This is a genomic window from Bradyrhizobium sp. 132 (genome assembly GCF_023074185.1).
GTDB lineage: Bacteria > Pseudomonadota > Alphaproteobacteria > Rhizobiales > Xanthobacteraceae > Bradyrhizobium.
In genome coordinates, this window is the sequence record NZ_JADPKY010000094.1 from 39,412 (window position 1) to 52,741 (window position 13,330).

Below are 13,330 nucleotides of genomic sequence, written 5' to 3' on the forward strand. Positions count from 1 at the left end.
TTCAAAACTGGAGGTTGGGATGCGAGCAGGAAACACTTTTGTCGGCGCGGCCTTCGCGCTTCTGGCGGGCGGCATGGCTCATTCGGCCCTGGCGCAAGATATCAAGATCGGCGAGATCAACAGTTATTCGTTGCTGCCGGCGTTCACCGAGCCTTATCGCAAGGGTTGGCAGCTCGCGGTCGAAGAGATCAACGCGGCCGGCGGTATCAACGGCAAGAAGCTGGTCGTCATCTCCAAGGATGACGGCGGCAAGCCGGCGGATGCGCAGACCGCGGCCAACGAGTTGGTGTCGAGCGAGGGCGTGGCGATGCTGACAGGTACGTTCCTGTCGAACATCGGTCTCGCGGTCAGCGACTTCGCCAACCAGAAGAAGGTATTTTTCCTGGCGGCCGAGCCGCTGACGGACGCCGTCACCTGGTCGAAGGGCAACAAATACACTTTCCGATTGCGCCCCTCCAATTACATGCAGGCGGCGATGTTGGTGGAAGCGGCCAGCAAGCTGCCGGCCAAGCGCTGGGCGACGATCGCGCCAAACTATGAATACGGCCAGTCCGCCGTCGCGGTGTTCAAGAAGCTGATGTCGGAGAAGCGGCCGGACATTCAATGGGTCGACGAGCAGTGGCCGCCGCAGGGCAAGATCGACGCGGGTCCGGTGGTGCAGGCGGTTGCCGCGGCCAATCCGGAAGCGATTCTCAACGTTACCTTCGGCGCCGATCTCGTGAAGCTCGTGCGCGAAGGTAACACCCGCGGCCTGTTCAAGGGACGCGAGGTCGTCTCGTTCCTCACCGGCGAGCCCGAGTATCTCGATCCTCTCAAGGAGGAGACGCCCGAGGGCTGGATCGTCACGGGCTATCCCTGGTACTCGATCAAGACGCCCGAGCACGACGCGTTCCTGAAGGCCTATCAGGCCAAGTACAACGACTATCCGCGCCTCGGCTCGATCGTCGGTTACCAGACCATCAAGTCGGCAGCGGCGATCCTGGCGAAGGCCGGCTCGACCGATCCGGAGAAGCTGATCGCTGCCGCGGAAGGGCTGTCGATGCCGTCGCCGTTCGGCGAGATCACCTTCCGCAAGATCGACCATCAGTCGACGCTCGGTGCCTATCTCGGCAAGACCGCGCTGAAGGATGGCAAGGGCGTGATGGTGGACTCCGTTTACAAGAAGGGCGGGGACTATCTGCCCAGCGACGCCGAAGTCGCGAAGCTGCGTCCGAAGGATTGATGCAAAGAGAGACCGAGCCTCGTGGTTCGAGACGCGCGGCGCAGCCGCGCTCCTCACCATGAGGGTCCCGGACCTCATCCTGAGGAGGCGCGTAGCGCCGTCTCGAAGGATGAAGCCCAATATCGCGACTTACGCTTAACCCGGACCGCCGATGGCCTTTTATGTCGTACAGTTTCTGACCGGTCTCGCCAGCGCAGCGTCGCTGTTCCTGGTGGCGTCGGGCCTGTCGATCATCTTTGGCGTGACGCGGATCGTGAATTTCGCGCACGGCGCCTTCTACATGATCGGCGCCTATATCGCATTCACGCTCACCGAGCGCCTGTCGGGGACGTTCGGCTTCTGGGGCGGGATCGTCATGGCGGCGCTTGCCGTGGCAGTGATCGGTGTCATTGTCGAGATGGTGCTGCTCCGGCGCATCTATCACGCACCCGAACTGTTTCAGCTGCTCGCGACCTTCGGCCTGACCTTGATGGTCGAGGACCTCGTCGTGCTGATCTGGGGTCCCGATGATCTCGTCGGCCGCCGCGCGCCCGGCTTCAGGGGGGCGATTGATTTCTTCGGCCAGCACATCCCGAGCTATGATTTGTTCCTGATCGCGCTCAGCCCGGTGGTGCTCGGCGTTCTCTGGCTTTTGTTCCAGCGCACACGCTGGGGCGTGCTGGTACGCGCCGCGACGCAGGACCGCGACATGGTCGCAGCGCTCGGCGTCAATCAGAAATGGCTGTTCACGAGCGTGTTTGCAGTCGGCGTTTTCCTCGCTGCGGTGGGTGGTGCGCTCCAGATCCCGCGCGATGCCGTGCATCACGCGATGGATTTGCGCATCATCGTCGAGGTCTTCGTCGTGGTCGTGATCGGCGGTCTCGGCAGCATCATCGGCGCCTTCGTCGCGGCGGTGCTGGTGTCGGAACTCAACGCCTTCGGCATCCTGATCTTTCCAAAAATCTCCATCATTCTGGTCTTCCTGGTGATGGCGGCGGTGCTGATCGTGCGGCCCTGGGGCCTGTTCGGCAAACCGGAGGCCCCCGCGCGCAAGACGCCGGGTCTCACCGTCAATCCCTGGCGGCCGCTGACGTCGAATGAGCGGCTGGCCGCGCTCGCAGCGCTCATCGTGGCGGCAACGCTGCCGTTGTTCGCCGGCAACTACGCGCTCACCGTCGGCTCCGAGATCGCGATCTTCGTGATCTTCGCCGTCAGCCTGCATTTCCTGATGTCGGTCGGCGGGCTCGCGTCCTTTGGCCACGCCGCCTATTTCGGCCTCGGAGCCTACGGCGTCGCCTTCCTCGCCAAGATGGCGGGGTTGCCGATGATCGTGTGCTTGTTGCTCGGGCCGCTGCTGGGCTGCATGGGCGCCGCCGTGTTCGGCTTCTTCGCGGTGCAGCTCTCCGGCGTCTATTTCGCGATGCTCACGCTCGCCTTCGCACAGATCGTGTGGTCGATCGCATTCCAGTGGGTGAGCGTAACAGGCGGCGACAACGGCATTCTGGGCGTCTGGCCGGAAAAATGGGCGGCCAGCCCATCGAACTTCTATTGGTTGTCGCTCGGCGTTGCGGCGCTCGTGACGATCGCGCTACGGGCCATGGTGTTCTCGCCGTTCGGCTACGCCCTCAGGGGGACACGCGATTCGGCGCTGCGCAGCGAGGCCGTCGGCATCAACGTCAAGCGGATGCAGTGGACGGCGTTCGTGATCGCGGGCACAACTGCCGGAATCGGCGGCGCGTTGTTCGCCTACCTGAAGGGCAGTGTCTTCCCGGACAATCTCGGCATCTCGCTCTCGGTCGATGCGCTGGTCATGGTGCTGCTGGGCGGCGTCGAGACGGTGTCGGGGGGGGTGATCGGCGCCATCGTCTACAAGGCTTTGAACATCTGGCTGATCAGCCAGACCGACCTGTCAAAACTCGTGCTCGGCGGCTTCATCGTTCTGATCGTCGTCGTCTTCCCCAAGGGCATCGTCGGCATGCTGGAGATGCTGGCGCAGCGCCGCGGGAAGGCATCGCCACCGGGATCACCCTTGCTGGCCAAGCCGATCGAGTCCGCCGAATGAGTGTCGCCCCCCCACTTCTCGCGGTCGAAGGTCTCACCAAATCCTATGGCGGCGTCCACGCCGTGCGCGGCGTCTCGTTCTCGCTGCGCGCCGGCGAGATTTTGGCGCTGATCGGACCGAACGGCGCCGGCAAGAGCACCTGCTTCGACATGCTCAACGGCCAGAACAGGCCTGATACTGGTCACGTGCGCCTGCTTGGCGAGGACACCACCGGCAGGAAGCCGCGCGAGATCTGGCGGATGGGCGTCGGCCGGACCTTCCAGATCACCGCGACCTTCGCGACCATGACGGTGCGCGAGAACGTGCAGGTCGCACTGATCTCGCACGGAAAACAATTGTTGAATCTCTGGGGATCGGCCCCGAGCTACGATCGCGGCGAAGCCGGCCGCCTGCTCGAGCTGGTCGGCATGGGCGGTTACGCGGATCGTCCCTGTGGCGAGCTGGCCTATGGCGATCTCAAGCGGCTCGAGCTGGCTGTCGCCCTGGCCAACCAGCCGAAGCTGCTGCTGATGGACGAGCCGACCGCCGGCATGGCGCCGCGCGAGCGTGTCGATCTGATGCGGCTGACCGCGCAGATCGCGAGGGAGAAAGCAATCGGCGTGCTCTTCACCGAACACGACATGGACGTGGTGTTCGAGCACGCCGACCGCATCATCGTGCTCAATCGCGGCACGCTGATCGCGGAAGGCTCACCGGCCGAGGTCCGCGGCAATCCGCAGGTGCAGGCGGTCTATCTCGGCGAGGGTCTGCTTTACGATGCCGGGCATCGCGAGGGAGCATCAGCATGAAGCTCACGGTGCAGGACCTCAACAGTCATTACGGCCCGGCCCATATCCTGTTCGACATCGGCTTCGAGGTCGGCGAGGGCGAGGTGGTGGCGCTGCTCGGGCGCAACGGGGCCGGCAAGTCGACGACGTTCCGCTCGATCGTCGGCCTCGTCGCGCAACGAACGGGACGCATCATGTTCGAAGGCAGAGATGTCTCTGCACGTCCTACACATGAGATCGTGCGGGATGGGCTTGGCTACGTTCCCGAAGAGCGGCGCATCTTCACTGATTTGACGGTGGAAGAGAATCTCGAAGTCGGCCGCCAGCCCAAGCGTCCGAACGCGCCGCACTGGACTCGCGACAAGTTGTTCGCCTTGTTCCCAAATCTGGGCGAGATGAAAAATCGCCCGGGCGGCCGCATGAGCGGCGGCGAGCAGCAGATGCTCACCATTGCACGCACGCTGATGGGCAATCCGTCGCTGGTGCTGCTCGACGAGCCCTCGGAAGGCCTGTCGCCGAAGATCGTGGAGCAGATGGTCGAGGCCATCCTGACCATGAAGAAGGAAGGCGTCAGCATCGTCGTCTCCGAGCAGAATCTGCATTTCGCGCGGTTGATCTCCGATCGCGCCTATATCATTGAGCGCGGCCGCATCTGTTTCGGCGGCACCATGGCCGAGCTCGACGCGCGTCCGGACATCCGCGACGCGCATTTGTCGTTGTGAGGGGCAAGGGGAGCTGATGGCGAGAAGTGTCGCGGTGAAGAAGGGCGTCAAACCGGCAAAGCCCTCTTACGTGCTCGACGAGCAGGTCGGCTTCATTCTGCGCCAGGTCTGGCAGCGCCACAGCGCGATCTTCTCTCGCGAGATCGGCACCAATATCACGCCGACTCAATGGGCTGCGCTGTCGAAGCTCGTAGAGACCGGACCATGTTCGCAGAACCAGCTCGGACGGCTGACGGCCATGGACGTCGCGACCATCAAGGGCGTGATCGATCGTTTGACGGCGCGCGGATTGACCGAGACGAGCCAGGATCCTGAAGACGGGCGGCGGCTGCTGGTCAGCCTGACGCGCGCCGGGCAGCAACTTGCGGAGAAAGTAGCGCCGAGCGCGCTCGCGATCACGCGGGAGACGCTGGCGCCGCTCGACGCCAAGGAGCGCGAGATGCTGATGTCGCTGTTGAACAGGCTGCGGTGAATTCGGTCTCGTGGGCAAAGGCGCGCTTGCGCCGTGCCCACCACGTCTGCAGATTTCAAGCGTTTAATGGTGGGTACGCTCCGCGTTGCCAACCTACGGCACTAACGCGCCATAAAGCAACCAACGGCATCGCCGTAGACATTGATGTCGATCAGCGAACCATTCTTGCGTAGGAGGAGAAAGTATTCGTCGAGCTTGGAGCTGTACGCCAAGCAATGGTTGCGTCCGTCGTCGGCGACGATGACGCAGCGGTCGTTGCCGACGGTGGTCCAATAGGGATTGACCAATGCGGATCTGACGAAGCTGGTCGGCAATCCACTCAGGGCTCTTTGGATTGCCGATCTCTACGCCCGAGTAGGGGTAGACGTAATTGTTGATTTCGTCAGATACGCTTTGACGCAATTTCCCGAGGTCGATCGACATTACTTCCCGACCACCTCCGGCACTTTCCCCGCCGGCGGGGTGTTGCGGCTGCGCTGGGTGCGCACGATGCCGTCGATGATGGTCATGCCGATGCCGGGGAGGTCGCCGAGCTGGATGCTGTCCAGAATGTTCTTGCCGGCCGAGTGCTGCGCCTTGTCCATGATCACGAAGTCGGCGGAACGGCCCACTTCGATGAGGCCGCAATCGAGCTCGCGCATACGCGCGGTGTTGCCGGTGGCGAGACAAAAGGCGAGCTCGGCCGGCAAATCGCCGAGCGAGGACAGCATCGAGACCATGCGCAGAATGCCAAGCGGCTGCACGCCGGAGCCGGCCGGCGCGTCGGTGCCGAGGATGACGCGGTGCAAATCGTTCATCTCGCGCGCAATGCGCAGCGTGAACAGCGCCGAGCGCTCATTGCCGTTGTGCACCAGTTCGAGGCCGCGCTTGCAGCCCTCGCAGATGCAACGGATCTGGTCGTCGGGAAGGGCTGTGTGACCGCCATTGATATGGCCGACCACGTCGGTGTCGGCCTCCAGCACCACGTCCTTGTCAATCAGGCCGGAGCCGGGGATCGAGGGGCCGCCGGTGTGGATCGTGCTCTGGATGCCGTATTTGCGGGCCCAGCCGACCATTTTTCGCGCGGTAGGGCCGTCCTTGACGCCGCCCAGGCCCACTTCGCCGAGCAGCTTGACGCCGGCTGCGGCCAGCTCCTTGAAATCCTCCTCGACCATCTCGCATTCGATCACGGGCGCGCCGGCATGAACCTTCACGCCGCCAGGCCGCAGATTCCAGAATGCGCGCTGGGCGAAGATTGCCATCGCCTTCAGGCCGACGACGTCGCGCGGCCGGCCGGGCATATGCACTTCGCCGGCGGAAATCATCGTGGTGACGCCGCCATGCAAATTGCTGTCGATCCAGCCGATCTGGTTCTGGCGGGGCGTCCAGTCGCCTGCAACCGGGTGGACATGGCTGTCGATCAGTCCCGGCGCCACCGTGGTGCCGTTGGCCTCGACGATGGTGGTGGCGCCTTCGGTGTTGAGGTCTTTGAAGCGGCCGATCGCGGTGATCTTGCCGTTCTCGGCGACGATCGTGTCGCCGTCCAGGATCGGCTTTTCCAGCGCGCCGGACAGGATCAGGCCGATATTTCGGATCACGAGCTTCGAGGGTCCGGTGGCCTGGGGTGCGTCATGCGCCATGGAATGGGTCCTTATCCTTAACTGCAACGCTCTCGATCTTGGGCAGCCTTGACCGTGGGATCAAGTCGGATTATTCATTAGTGTACAAATGATCGTGTACAAACGACGCATAGCTGACCGCCTCGGAACCGCACGGAAGCGCCACGGAAGGGTGAGATGAGCAATTTCAATCAGGAAAGCGTTTTGAGCGTCCACCACTGGACCGACACGCTGTTCTCTTTCAAGACCACGCGCAGCCCGACCTTCCGCTTCCGCAACGGCGAGTTCACCATGATCGGGCTCAAGGTCGGCGAGAAGTCGTTGCTGCGGGCCTACAGCGTCGCCAGCGCCAATTACGAGGATACGCTGGAGTTCTTCTCGATCAAGGTGGCGGACGGCCCGCTCACCTCGCGGCTTCAGCATCTGAAGGAAGGCGACGAGATCATCGTCAGCCGCAAGGCCACCGGCACGCTCGTGATCGACAATCTGGAGGAGGGACGAAACCTCTATTTGATCGGCACCGGCACGGGCCTCGCACCGTTCCTGAGCGTGATCAAGGATCCCGAGACCTATGAGCGGTTCGAGAAAGTCGTGCTGCTGCACGGCTGCAGGCACGTGAAGGAGCTCGCCTATGGTGAGATGATCACCAAGACGCTGCCGAATGACGATCTGATCGGCGAGTACATCCGCGCTCAGCTGATTTACTATCCGACCGTGACCCGCGACCCCTTCCGCAACCGCGGCCGCATCACGGACCTCATCACGTCAGGCAAGCTGTTCGCCGATATTGGCCTGCCGGCACTGGAAGCCGCCCACGACCGCGTCATGATCTGCGGCAGCCCGGCGCTGGTGGCGGATACCCGCGTGCTCCTTGGCGAGCGGGGCCTTGTCGAAGGCAATCACGGCGAGCCGGCCCAATTTGTGGTCGAAAAGGCCTTCGCCGAGCGCTAGGCCCGGGATTGTCTCGCAATAAGACCGTAGTTCCGCCGCCGGGAGCCCGTTGCGGCGCCGATTCGGCACGCGATACACTGTGGGAACGAATCAGCGGAGTTCCCACATGGTTGCGGACAGCGACAGCAACATTGCCTGGCACCGGGTTCAATTGAAGAAGAATCGCGCCGAGCTGAAGGCGCTCGAGACCGCGCGCTTCACGATGGGCGAGATCGCAGCCTCGAAGCGGAGCGGCCAGACTCAGAAGGCGATTGGGGAACTCAAGCGCAAGATCGCACAATCCGAGCGCGCGGTCGCCGATCACGACAAGCGCACGCGCCGTCCGCTCACCACCGATCTGCAAAGCCTCAGCAACGGCAGCTGGAGCAATTGGGACGCCTACTCCAATCAGCGGCAGCGCAAGGCTGGGCCGCGCTCGCCGGAACGACGATAGGCTTTTCGTCCCCGTTCCATCTATAAGGACAAGCTGGTCTCGGTTCCGCCCTCTGTCCGGGCGGTGCGATCTTGCAGGCTCGTTGCCGCAGATTGCCGCATCTCCAGTCGATCGGCCAACTCCCGCTCTAACTAAGTCTCGCCCGGAGCAGGTCCGACCGGCTCGACATGTCGTCGCGCGCGGCGGTTAAGGATCTGGCGTTCCCTTGCCGGATTTCCTTGCCGGATCGTAACGCGATGTCATGCATTCGACAGGAACGGCTAGCGGCGGCCTCTGTTGTTACGACATCACGAATGCAGGAAGCCGACGATGAGCAACAAGCAACCCAAGCTCTACACCCCGAGCGAGAAAGACATCCACGAAAATCCCCTGATCGGCGCATCCAAGGGTGTGACCATGGCTGGCGCGTCGGCTGAGGATTTCGAGGAGATCATAGGCGAGAACACGATCCAGGGTGATCTCGAAAATGACGTCAACGCGGTCGGCGGCATCGACAAGAACGTCGCGCGCGGCGGTTCCCATCGGCCTCGTCGCTGACGACTGGAGGTACTATGCAAGGCAACAAGACGCATGAGCAGCAGCTGCGCATTCTCGAACGGAAGCCGGACGTTCCAGATCAGCGTGAGCTCGACAAGGCGATCGGCCAGAACCCCGAAAATAACGCCGTCCATCACGTCAATCGGCAAGCGCGACAGAGCGAGTTCCCGGTGAGCCGGGGTGGTCTCAACCAGGAGAGCGACCACAACAAGCACAACGATGCCGGCCAGAGCGGCCACAAGCCACCGAAGCCGACACCGGCACAAGAGAAGCACTGAACGCAAGACGCAAGAGGAGAGACCGATGCCAGGTGGGCATGGCAGCAAGACGCATTTCAGATCGGGCATGCATGGCAAGGGCGACGGCACGGGTGCCTTGACCGAAGTTCCGAAGGACAAGATCGGCGACAACGTGGTGCTATCCAACCGCGACAAGGCACAGCACTCGGACATTCGCGGCATGGACGGTAAGTCCATCCAGACCGAACAATATCAGGATCACTCGGCCAACCGGCTCGCGGGCGAGGATGAGGATAAAGAGGGCGAGGAGCCCTAAGCGAGACATTCCTCCCGAGCAACTTGCGGACCGGTTTTTCAACCGGTCCGTTTTTTTGTCGATGCCAGGTCGCGTTCCCAGCCGAACACGGAACGGCCGTCGAGATCGGGCGAGGCCGCACGCTCTCCGGCGATATAGGCTTCGACCGATGGCCCGCTTGCGGTGCGCTCCAGCCGCCGCGCTTGGTCGTCGAGGCGGTTGATCGCCTGCATCTCTTCCTCGCGTCCGAGCTTTGCGTTCTGGATCGCACCTTTCAGCACGCGAATGGTCTCGTCGTAGATCTTGATCGGGACAGGGTAGGGATGCCGGTCCTTGCCGCCATGGGCGAGCGAGAAGCGCGCAGGGTCGTTGAAGCGATAAGGCGCGCCGTGCACCACCTCGGCCACCATCGCTAGCGAGCGCACGGTACGTGCGCCGACGCCGGGCGTCAGCAGCAGCTCCGGAAAATCGACCGGGCCGCGCTCGGCGGCGGCTGCGAGTGTGCCGTGCAGGCGGCGCGCGAACACGTCCTTCGGCCGCACGTCGTGGTGGGCTGGCATGATCAGGTGCGGCAGCATGGCTTGCGCCGGCTCGGACGCGGTCCCGGTGAGTCGCTCGAATTCGCAGACGATGCGATCCGGGCCGAGATCGCTCAGGAGTTCGAGCTGCGCAGTGCGCGAGACATCGGCGCGATGGTCGGTGAGATTAACGATTTCGCCTTGCAGCGGCCCGTCGATCGCGCTGTGCGGCGTGTCGACAAAACTCTTCAACGCCTCGGAATGCCAGTGATAGCGGCGGGCCTGCCGCGTGTCGCCGTTCATGCCCTGCTGCACCACGGTCCATTTGGCATCGGCGGTGACGAAGAAGCCGTGCAGATAAAGGTCGAATCCGTCCTGGACCGCGGCGCTGTCAACCTTCGCCACGAGGCGACTCGCACGCGTGAGTTTCGCGCCGTCGAAGCCGACGCGGTCGCCGAGCTGCAACAGCTCGTCCGGCGTCTTGCGCGAATGCTGGCCGCGACCGCCGCAGACATAGATGCCGAGTTCGTCCTGAAGCGGTCCGAGTCCGCGCTTCAATGCGCCGATCACCGAGGTCGTGATGCCCGAGGAGTGCCAGTCCATTCCCATCACGGCACCAAACGACTGGAACCAGAACGGATGCGAGAGCCGTTGGAGGAATGCGTCACGGCCATAATGATGCACGATCGCCTGAGTCACGATCGCGCCCAGTGAGGCCATGCGGCTCGCAAGCCACGGCGGAACCCGTCCGTTGTGAAGAGGAAGATCAGCGCTGCCGGTACGTCGAGTCATGATTGCCTAGAAATAGCCCAGTTCGGTGACGCTTGCACCTAACCCGACTTCGCGCGCGAACCCGCGCTAAGGGATGCTGCATTGCATTGAGCTATTGGCGCGTGGCCTTCGTGGCGCCGCGCAAGCCTGCCTGCTGCTGAATCGTGTCGAGCGCGCCGGACGACTGCTCGTCCGTCACGAAGCGGTTGAGCAGAGGCAGCGCCTCCTCGCGTCCTTTGGGGATCGCGATGGCCATATGCTCGGCGCCCCAATTGCCGTCGAGGATTTTCGCGCCCGGCATCTGATCGGAGAACTCGAACAGCGTGGGCTTGTTGGTGGCGTAGAGATCGATCTCGCCGCGGCCGAACATGGCGATGGCAACCTTGACGCTTTCAGCGGCAACGATGGTCGCGTTCTTGAATTTCGCCGGCAGCGTGCGCTCGGAGGTCGAGCCTTTGGTGACGCCGATCTTCACGCCTGGCTTGTCGATATCCTCGACCTTGCCGATCGGCGAGTTCGCCGGCACCAAGAAACCGAGTTCGATCGCCAGCACGGGCTGGCTGAAGCTGACCTCGTTGGCGCGGGCCGGCGTGGCATTGGTCACGGTGAAGTCGACCTGGCCGTCATGGATCGCGGTGACGATGTCGGCAACGCGCTGGAACCTGACATAGTCGATGGGAACGCCGAGCCGTTTTGCCAGCTTGCCGCCGAGATCGTAGGCGAGGCCGTGCGACGTGCCGGCCGCGTCTGTTACCATCGAGGTCGGGCTGCCCGGATAGATGCCGACGCGCAACGTTCCGGTGGGTGCCAGTAGTTTTGCTTCACCGTCGGCGTGCGCAGGCGCGCCGAGCAGGCTGATGATAGTAACCGCGAGCAAGGCTGAGCGGGCAAGGTGTCCGGACGAGGTCCTCATGTGATGAGCCCGCCTCACTGCGCGCGAATGTCGGCGGCCTTCAGCACCGGCTCCCATTTGGTTGCCTCGGCGTGCATGTAGGCGTCGAAATCCTTGGACGAGGAGCCGACCGGGGCAGCGCCGATCTTGCCGAGCGTCGACAGCACGTTCGCATCCTGCAGCGCCGCCTTCAGATCGGTCTCGAGCTTCGCCACGATCTCCGGCGGCATTTTTGCCGGGCCAAGAACGCCCCACCAGACCGAGACATCGTAACCGGATACGCCGGACTCGGCGACAGTCGGAACATTGGGGAGCGCCTTGGAGCGTTCCGCCGAGGTCACCGCGAGCGCGCGCACCGGGCCGCCTTCGAGCTGGGCGATGGCTTCCGCAAGCGGATTGATACTGAGCGGGATGTCGCCGGCGATCACTGCGGTCAGCGCGGGCGCGCCGCCCTTGTAGGGGATCGCGACGATCTTGGTGCCGGACATGTGTTTCAACAGCTCACCGGCGAGATGCGCCGAGGTGCCGTTGCCGGACATGCCGTAGGAGAGCTTGTCCGGCTCCTTCTTCGCTGCAGCGAGGAGATCACCGAGCGTCTTGTAGGGGCTGTCCTTGGCGACGACGATCGCGAGCGGCGAGGAGGCGACCTCGGTGATCGCGGTGAAGTCCTTGAACGTGTCGTAAGGCACGCTCGGATAGATGAACTGGTTGAGCGGATGGCCACTCGCGACCAGGATCAGCGTGTAGCCGTCAGGCGCGGCCTGCGTCAGTGCCTGCGAGGCGACGATGCCGCCGGCGCCGGGGCGATTGTCGACCACAGGCTGTTGGCCCCAGGTCTTCGCCAGCGCCTGGCTCAGCGTGCGCGCGAGCACGTCGACCGCGCCGCCGGCCGCGTAAGGGACGAGGATGTGAACCGGCTTGCTCGGATAATTGTCAGCCGCCTGCGCGGCGCCGCCCGCCAGCAGCAGACCGGCACCCAGCATCAAGCCGCCGATCTTCTTGTTCAAACCCAGCATTTTCCAGCACTCCATTGCGGGCCTTCGCGCGCTGACCGTCGCTCTTTCGAGCCGTCCGGACGCTGCCCATGGTTCTTGTTGACGAGACCTGATCTTTTGTACGATAGTACAAATCACATGGTACGCAAGCCCACCAGCAAGGAAACGGCCCGCAAGCCGAACATGCGCGAGGCGATCCTCGCCGCGGCCGAGGAGCTGTTCGCCACCAACGGCTTCAATGCCGTATCGGTGCGCGATATCGCACAGGCCGCCGGCGCCAATCCCGGCAGCGTCACCTATCATTTCAAGACCAAGGACGGCCTGCTGCTGGAGATCTACCGGCGCCATTGCGGGCCGATGAATTTGCGTCGTTCCGAGCTGCTCGCAGCCGCCAGGCGCGTGCGCGATCTCCAGGATCGGCTGGAAGCGGTGGTGCGGGCCTATGTCGCGCCGGCCTTCACCTCGGGCAGCGATCTCGCCGGGGGCGGGGCGCGGTTCACGCGGCTTCGCGCGGTGATGTCTGCGGAGGGCAACGAGGTCACGCGCAAAATCATCGCGCAGACTTTCGACGACACCAGCCACGCCTTCATCGATGCGATCCACGACAGCCTGCCGCACCTTCCGCGCACCGACATCGTCTGGCGCAGCCACTTCCTGCTCGGCGCGCTCTATTACTCGCTGGTGACGCCGGATCGCGTCTCGCGCCTGTCGCGCGGCGAGGCCGACGGCAACGATGCCGCCAGCGCCATCGAGCAATTGGTGCAGGCCACGGTGGCCGCGTTCCAGGCGCCGGCGCTCGATCAGGCCGCGCCGGCACGGCGACGACCGGTCGTCAGCAGCAAGACTTGAAGACGCGGTCTCGTTCGGCGGTTTATCT

16 protein-coding genes are annotated in these 13,330 nt (G+C 63.6%); 11 read left to right on the top strand and 5 right to left on the bottom strand.

The annotated features are described in order from the left end of the window. Positions 1-19 precede the first annotated feature (19 nt). From IVA74_RS16130 to IVA74_RS16150, 5 genes are all read left to right on the top strand, one after another. Positions 20-1,222, top strand: a complete 1,203-nt coding sequence (locus IVA74_RS16130; RefSeq protein ID WP_247345563.1) for an ABC transporter substrate-binding protein — start codon at positions 20-22, stop codon at positions 1,220-1,222. A 151-nt stretch (positions 1,223-1,373) separates the two neighbouring features. Continuing rightward, positions 1,374-3,263 carry an ABC transporter permease gene (locus IVA74_RS16135; protein ID WP_247345566.1) on the top strand — a complete coding sequence of 630 codons (1,890 nt, stop codon included), beginning with the start codon at positions 1,374-1,376 and terminating at the stop codon, positions 3,261-3,263. Continuing rightward, entirely contained in the window at positions 3,260-4,051 is a 792-nt protein-coding gene (locus IVA74_RS16140) for an ABC transporter ATP-binding protein (protein WP_247345569.1), read from the top strand. The genes IVA74_RS16135 and IVA74_RS16140 overlap by 4 nt, the downstream gene beginning before the upstream one ends. Next, positions 4,048-4,752, top strand: a complete 705-nt coding sequence (locus IVA74_RS16145; protein ID WP_247345573.1) for an ABC transporter ATP-binding protein — start codon at positions 4,048-4,050, stop codon at positions 4,750-4,752. The genes IVA74_RS16140 and IVA74_RS16145 overlap by 4 nt, the downstream gene beginning before the upstream one ends. 16 nt (positions 4,753-4,768) lie before the next feature. Then, positions 4,769-5,224, top strand: a complete 456-nt coding sequence (locus IVA74_RS16150; RefSeq protein ID WP_247345576.1) for a MarR family transcriptional regulator — start codon at positions 4,769-4,771, stop codon at positions 5,222-5,224. Positions 5,225-5,325: 101 nt separating this feature from the next. Here IVA74_RS16150 and IVA74_RS16155 read toward each other — a convergent pair whose 3' ends face one another. Together IVA74_RS16155 and IVA74_RS16160 are read right to left on the bottom strand one after the other, a co-directional pair. Further along, the gene (locus tag IVA74_RS16155) at positions 5,326-5,538 is read right to left on the bottom strand and encodes a hypothetical protein (protein ID WP_247345579.1); all 213 of its coding nucleotides are present in this window, start codon (positions 5,536-5,538) and stop codon (positions 5,326-5,328) included. Positions 5,539-5,646: 108 nt separating this feature from the next. Then, positions 5,647-6,843 (bottom strand): amidohydrolase family protein, encoded by a 1,197-nt coding sequence (locus IVA74_RS16160; RefSeq protein WP_247345583.1) that lies wholly within the window; start codon positions 6,841-6,843, stop codon positions 5,647-5,649. Positions 6,844-6,999: 156 nt separating this feature from the next. On the opposite strand from IVA74_RS16160, the gene IVA74_RS16165 reads away from it, so the two are divergent. From IVA74_RS16165 to IVA74_RS16185, 5 genes are all read left to right on the top strand, one after another. Continuing rightward, positions 7,000-7,773 carry a ferredoxin--NADP reductase gene (locus IVA74_RS16165; RefSeq protein ID WP_247345586.1) on the top strand — a complete coding sequence of 258 codons (774 nt, stop codon included), beginning with the start codon at positions 7,000-7,002 and terminating at the stop codon, positions 7,771-7,773. A gap of 106 nt (positions 7,774-7,879) precedes the next feature. Continuing rightward, entirely contained in the window at positions 7,880-8,206 is a 327-nt protein-coding gene (locus IVA74_RS16170) for a hypothetical protein (RefSeq protein ID WP_247345589.1), read from the top strand. A 309-nt stretch (positions 8,207-8,515) separates the two neighbouring features. After that, positions 8,516-8,743 carry a hypothetical protein gene (locus IVA74_RS16175; protein ID WP_247345594.1) on the top strand — a complete coding sequence of 76 codons (228 nt, stop codon included), beginning with the start codon at positions 8,516-8,518 and terminating at the stop codon, positions 8,741-8,743. 14 nt (positions 8,744-8,757) lie between these two features. Next, positions 8,758-9,021 carry a hypothetical protein gene (locus IVA74_RS16180; protein WP_247345596.1) on the top strand — a complete coding sequence of 88 codons (264 nt, stop codon included), beginning with the start codon at positions 8,758-8,760 and terminating at the stop codon, positions 9,019-9,021. Positions 9,022-9,046: 25 nt separating this feature from the next. Then, positions 9,047-9,298, top strand: coding sequence for a hypothetical protein (locus IVA74_RS16185; RefSeq protein ID WP_247345599.1), 252 nt, complete (start codon positions 9,047-9,049; stop codon positions 9,296-9,298). Positions 9,299-9,336: 38 nt separating this feature from the next. Here IVA74_RS16185 and IVA74_RS16190 read toward each other — a convergent pair whose 3' ends face one another. From IVA74_RS16190 to IVA74_RS16200, 3 genes are all read right to left on the bottom strand, one after another. After that, positions 9,337-10,587, bottom strand: coding sequence for a DUF763 domain-containing protein (locus IVA74_RS16190; protein WP_247345603.1), 1,251 nt, complete (start codon positions 10,585-10,587; stop codon positions 9,337-9,339). Positions 10,588-10,678: 91 nt separating this feature from the next. Continuing rightward, positions 10,679-11,479 (bottom strand): ABC transporter substrate-binding protein, encoded by an 801-nt coding sequence (locus tag IVA74_RS16195; RefSeq protein ID WP_247345606.1) that lies wholly within the window; start codon positions 11,477-11,479, stop codon positions 10,679-10,681. 14 nt (positions 11,480-11,493) lie between these two features. Beyond that, complete coding sequence (locus IVA74_RS16200; RefSeq protein ID WP_247345610.1) at positions 11,494-12,474, bottom strand: tripartite tricarboxylate transporter substrate binding protein; 981 nt, start codon at positions 12,472-12,474, stop codon at positions 11,494-11,496. Positions 12,475-12,591: 117 nt separating this feature from the next. Between IVA74_RS16200 and IVA74_RS16205 the strand changes: the two genes are divergently transcribed. Beyond that, a complete protein-coding gene (locus tag IVA74_RS16205) occupies positions 12,592-13,302 on the top strand; it encodes a TetR family transcriptional regulator (protein ID WP_247345613.1) in 711 nt (236 codons plus the stop codon). Positions 13,303-13,330: the final 28 nt, after the last annotated feature.

Excerpts from the sequence above, each read along its gene's own strand:
- IVA74_RS16130 (WP_247345563.1), top strand. The coding sequence starts at position 20 with ATGCGAGCAGGAAACACTTTTGTCGGCGCGGCCTTCGCGCTTCTGGCG.
- IVA74_RS16160 (WP_247345583.1), bottom strand. The coding sequence starts at position 6,843 with ATGGCGCATGACGCACCCCAGGCCACCGGACCCTCGAAGCTCGTGATC.
- IVA74_RS16165 (WP_247345586.1), top strand. The coding sequence starts at position 7,000 with ATGAGCAATTTCAATCAGGAAAGCGTTTTGAGCGTCCACCACTGGACC.
- IVA74_RS16190 (WP_247345603.1), bottom strand. The coding sequence starts at position 10,587 with ATGACTCGACGTACCGGCAGCGCTGATCTTCCTCTTCACAACGGACGG.
- IVA74_RS16205 (WP_247345613.1), top strand. The coding sequence starts at position 12,592 with ATGGTACGCAAGCCCACCAGCAAGGAAACGGCCCGCAAGCCGAACATG.
- IVA74_RS16150 (WP_247345576.1), top strand. The coding sequence starts at position 4,769 with ATGGCGAGAAGTGTCGCGGTGAAGAAGGGCGTCAAACCGGCAAAGCCC.
- IVA74_RS16145 (WP_247345573.1), top strand. The coding sequence starts at position 4,048 with ATGAAGCTCACGGTGCAGGACCTCAACAGTCATTACGGCCCGGCCCAT.
- IVA74_RS16195 (WP_247345606.1), bottom strand. The coding sequence starts at position 11,479 with ATGAGGACCTCGTCCGGACACCTTGCCCGCTCAGCCTTGCTCGCGGTT.
- IVA74_RS16170 (WP_247345589.1), top strand. The coding sequence starts at position 7,880 with ATGGTTGCGGACAGCGACAGCAACATTGCCTGGCACCGGGTTCAATTG.
- IVA74_RS16135 (WP_247345566.1), top strand. The coding sequence starts at position 1,374 with ATGGCCTTTTATGTCGTACAGTTTCTGACCGGTCTCGCCAGCGCAGCG.
- IVA74_RS16175 (WP_247345594.1), top strand. The coding sequence starts at position 8,516 with ATGAGCAACAAGCAACCCAAGCTCTACACCCCGAGCGAGAAAGACATC.
- IVA74_RS16200 (WP_247345610.1), bottom strand. The coding sequence starts at position 12,474 with ATGCTGGGTTTGAACAAGAAGATCGGCGGCTTGATGCTGGGTGCCGGT.
- IVA74_RS16185 (WP_247345599.1), top strand. The coding sequence starts at position 9,047 with ATGCCAGGTGGGCATGGCAGCAAGACGCATTTCAGATCGGGCATGCAT.
- IVA74_RS16180 (WP_247345596.1), top strand. The coding sequence starts at position 8,758 with ATGCAAGGCAACAAGACGCATGAGCAGCAGCTGCGCATTCTCGAACGG.
- IVA74_RS16140 (WP_247345569.1), top strand. The coding sequence starts at position 3,260 with ATGAGTGTCGCCCCCCCACTTCTCGCGGTCGAAGGTCTCACCAAATCC.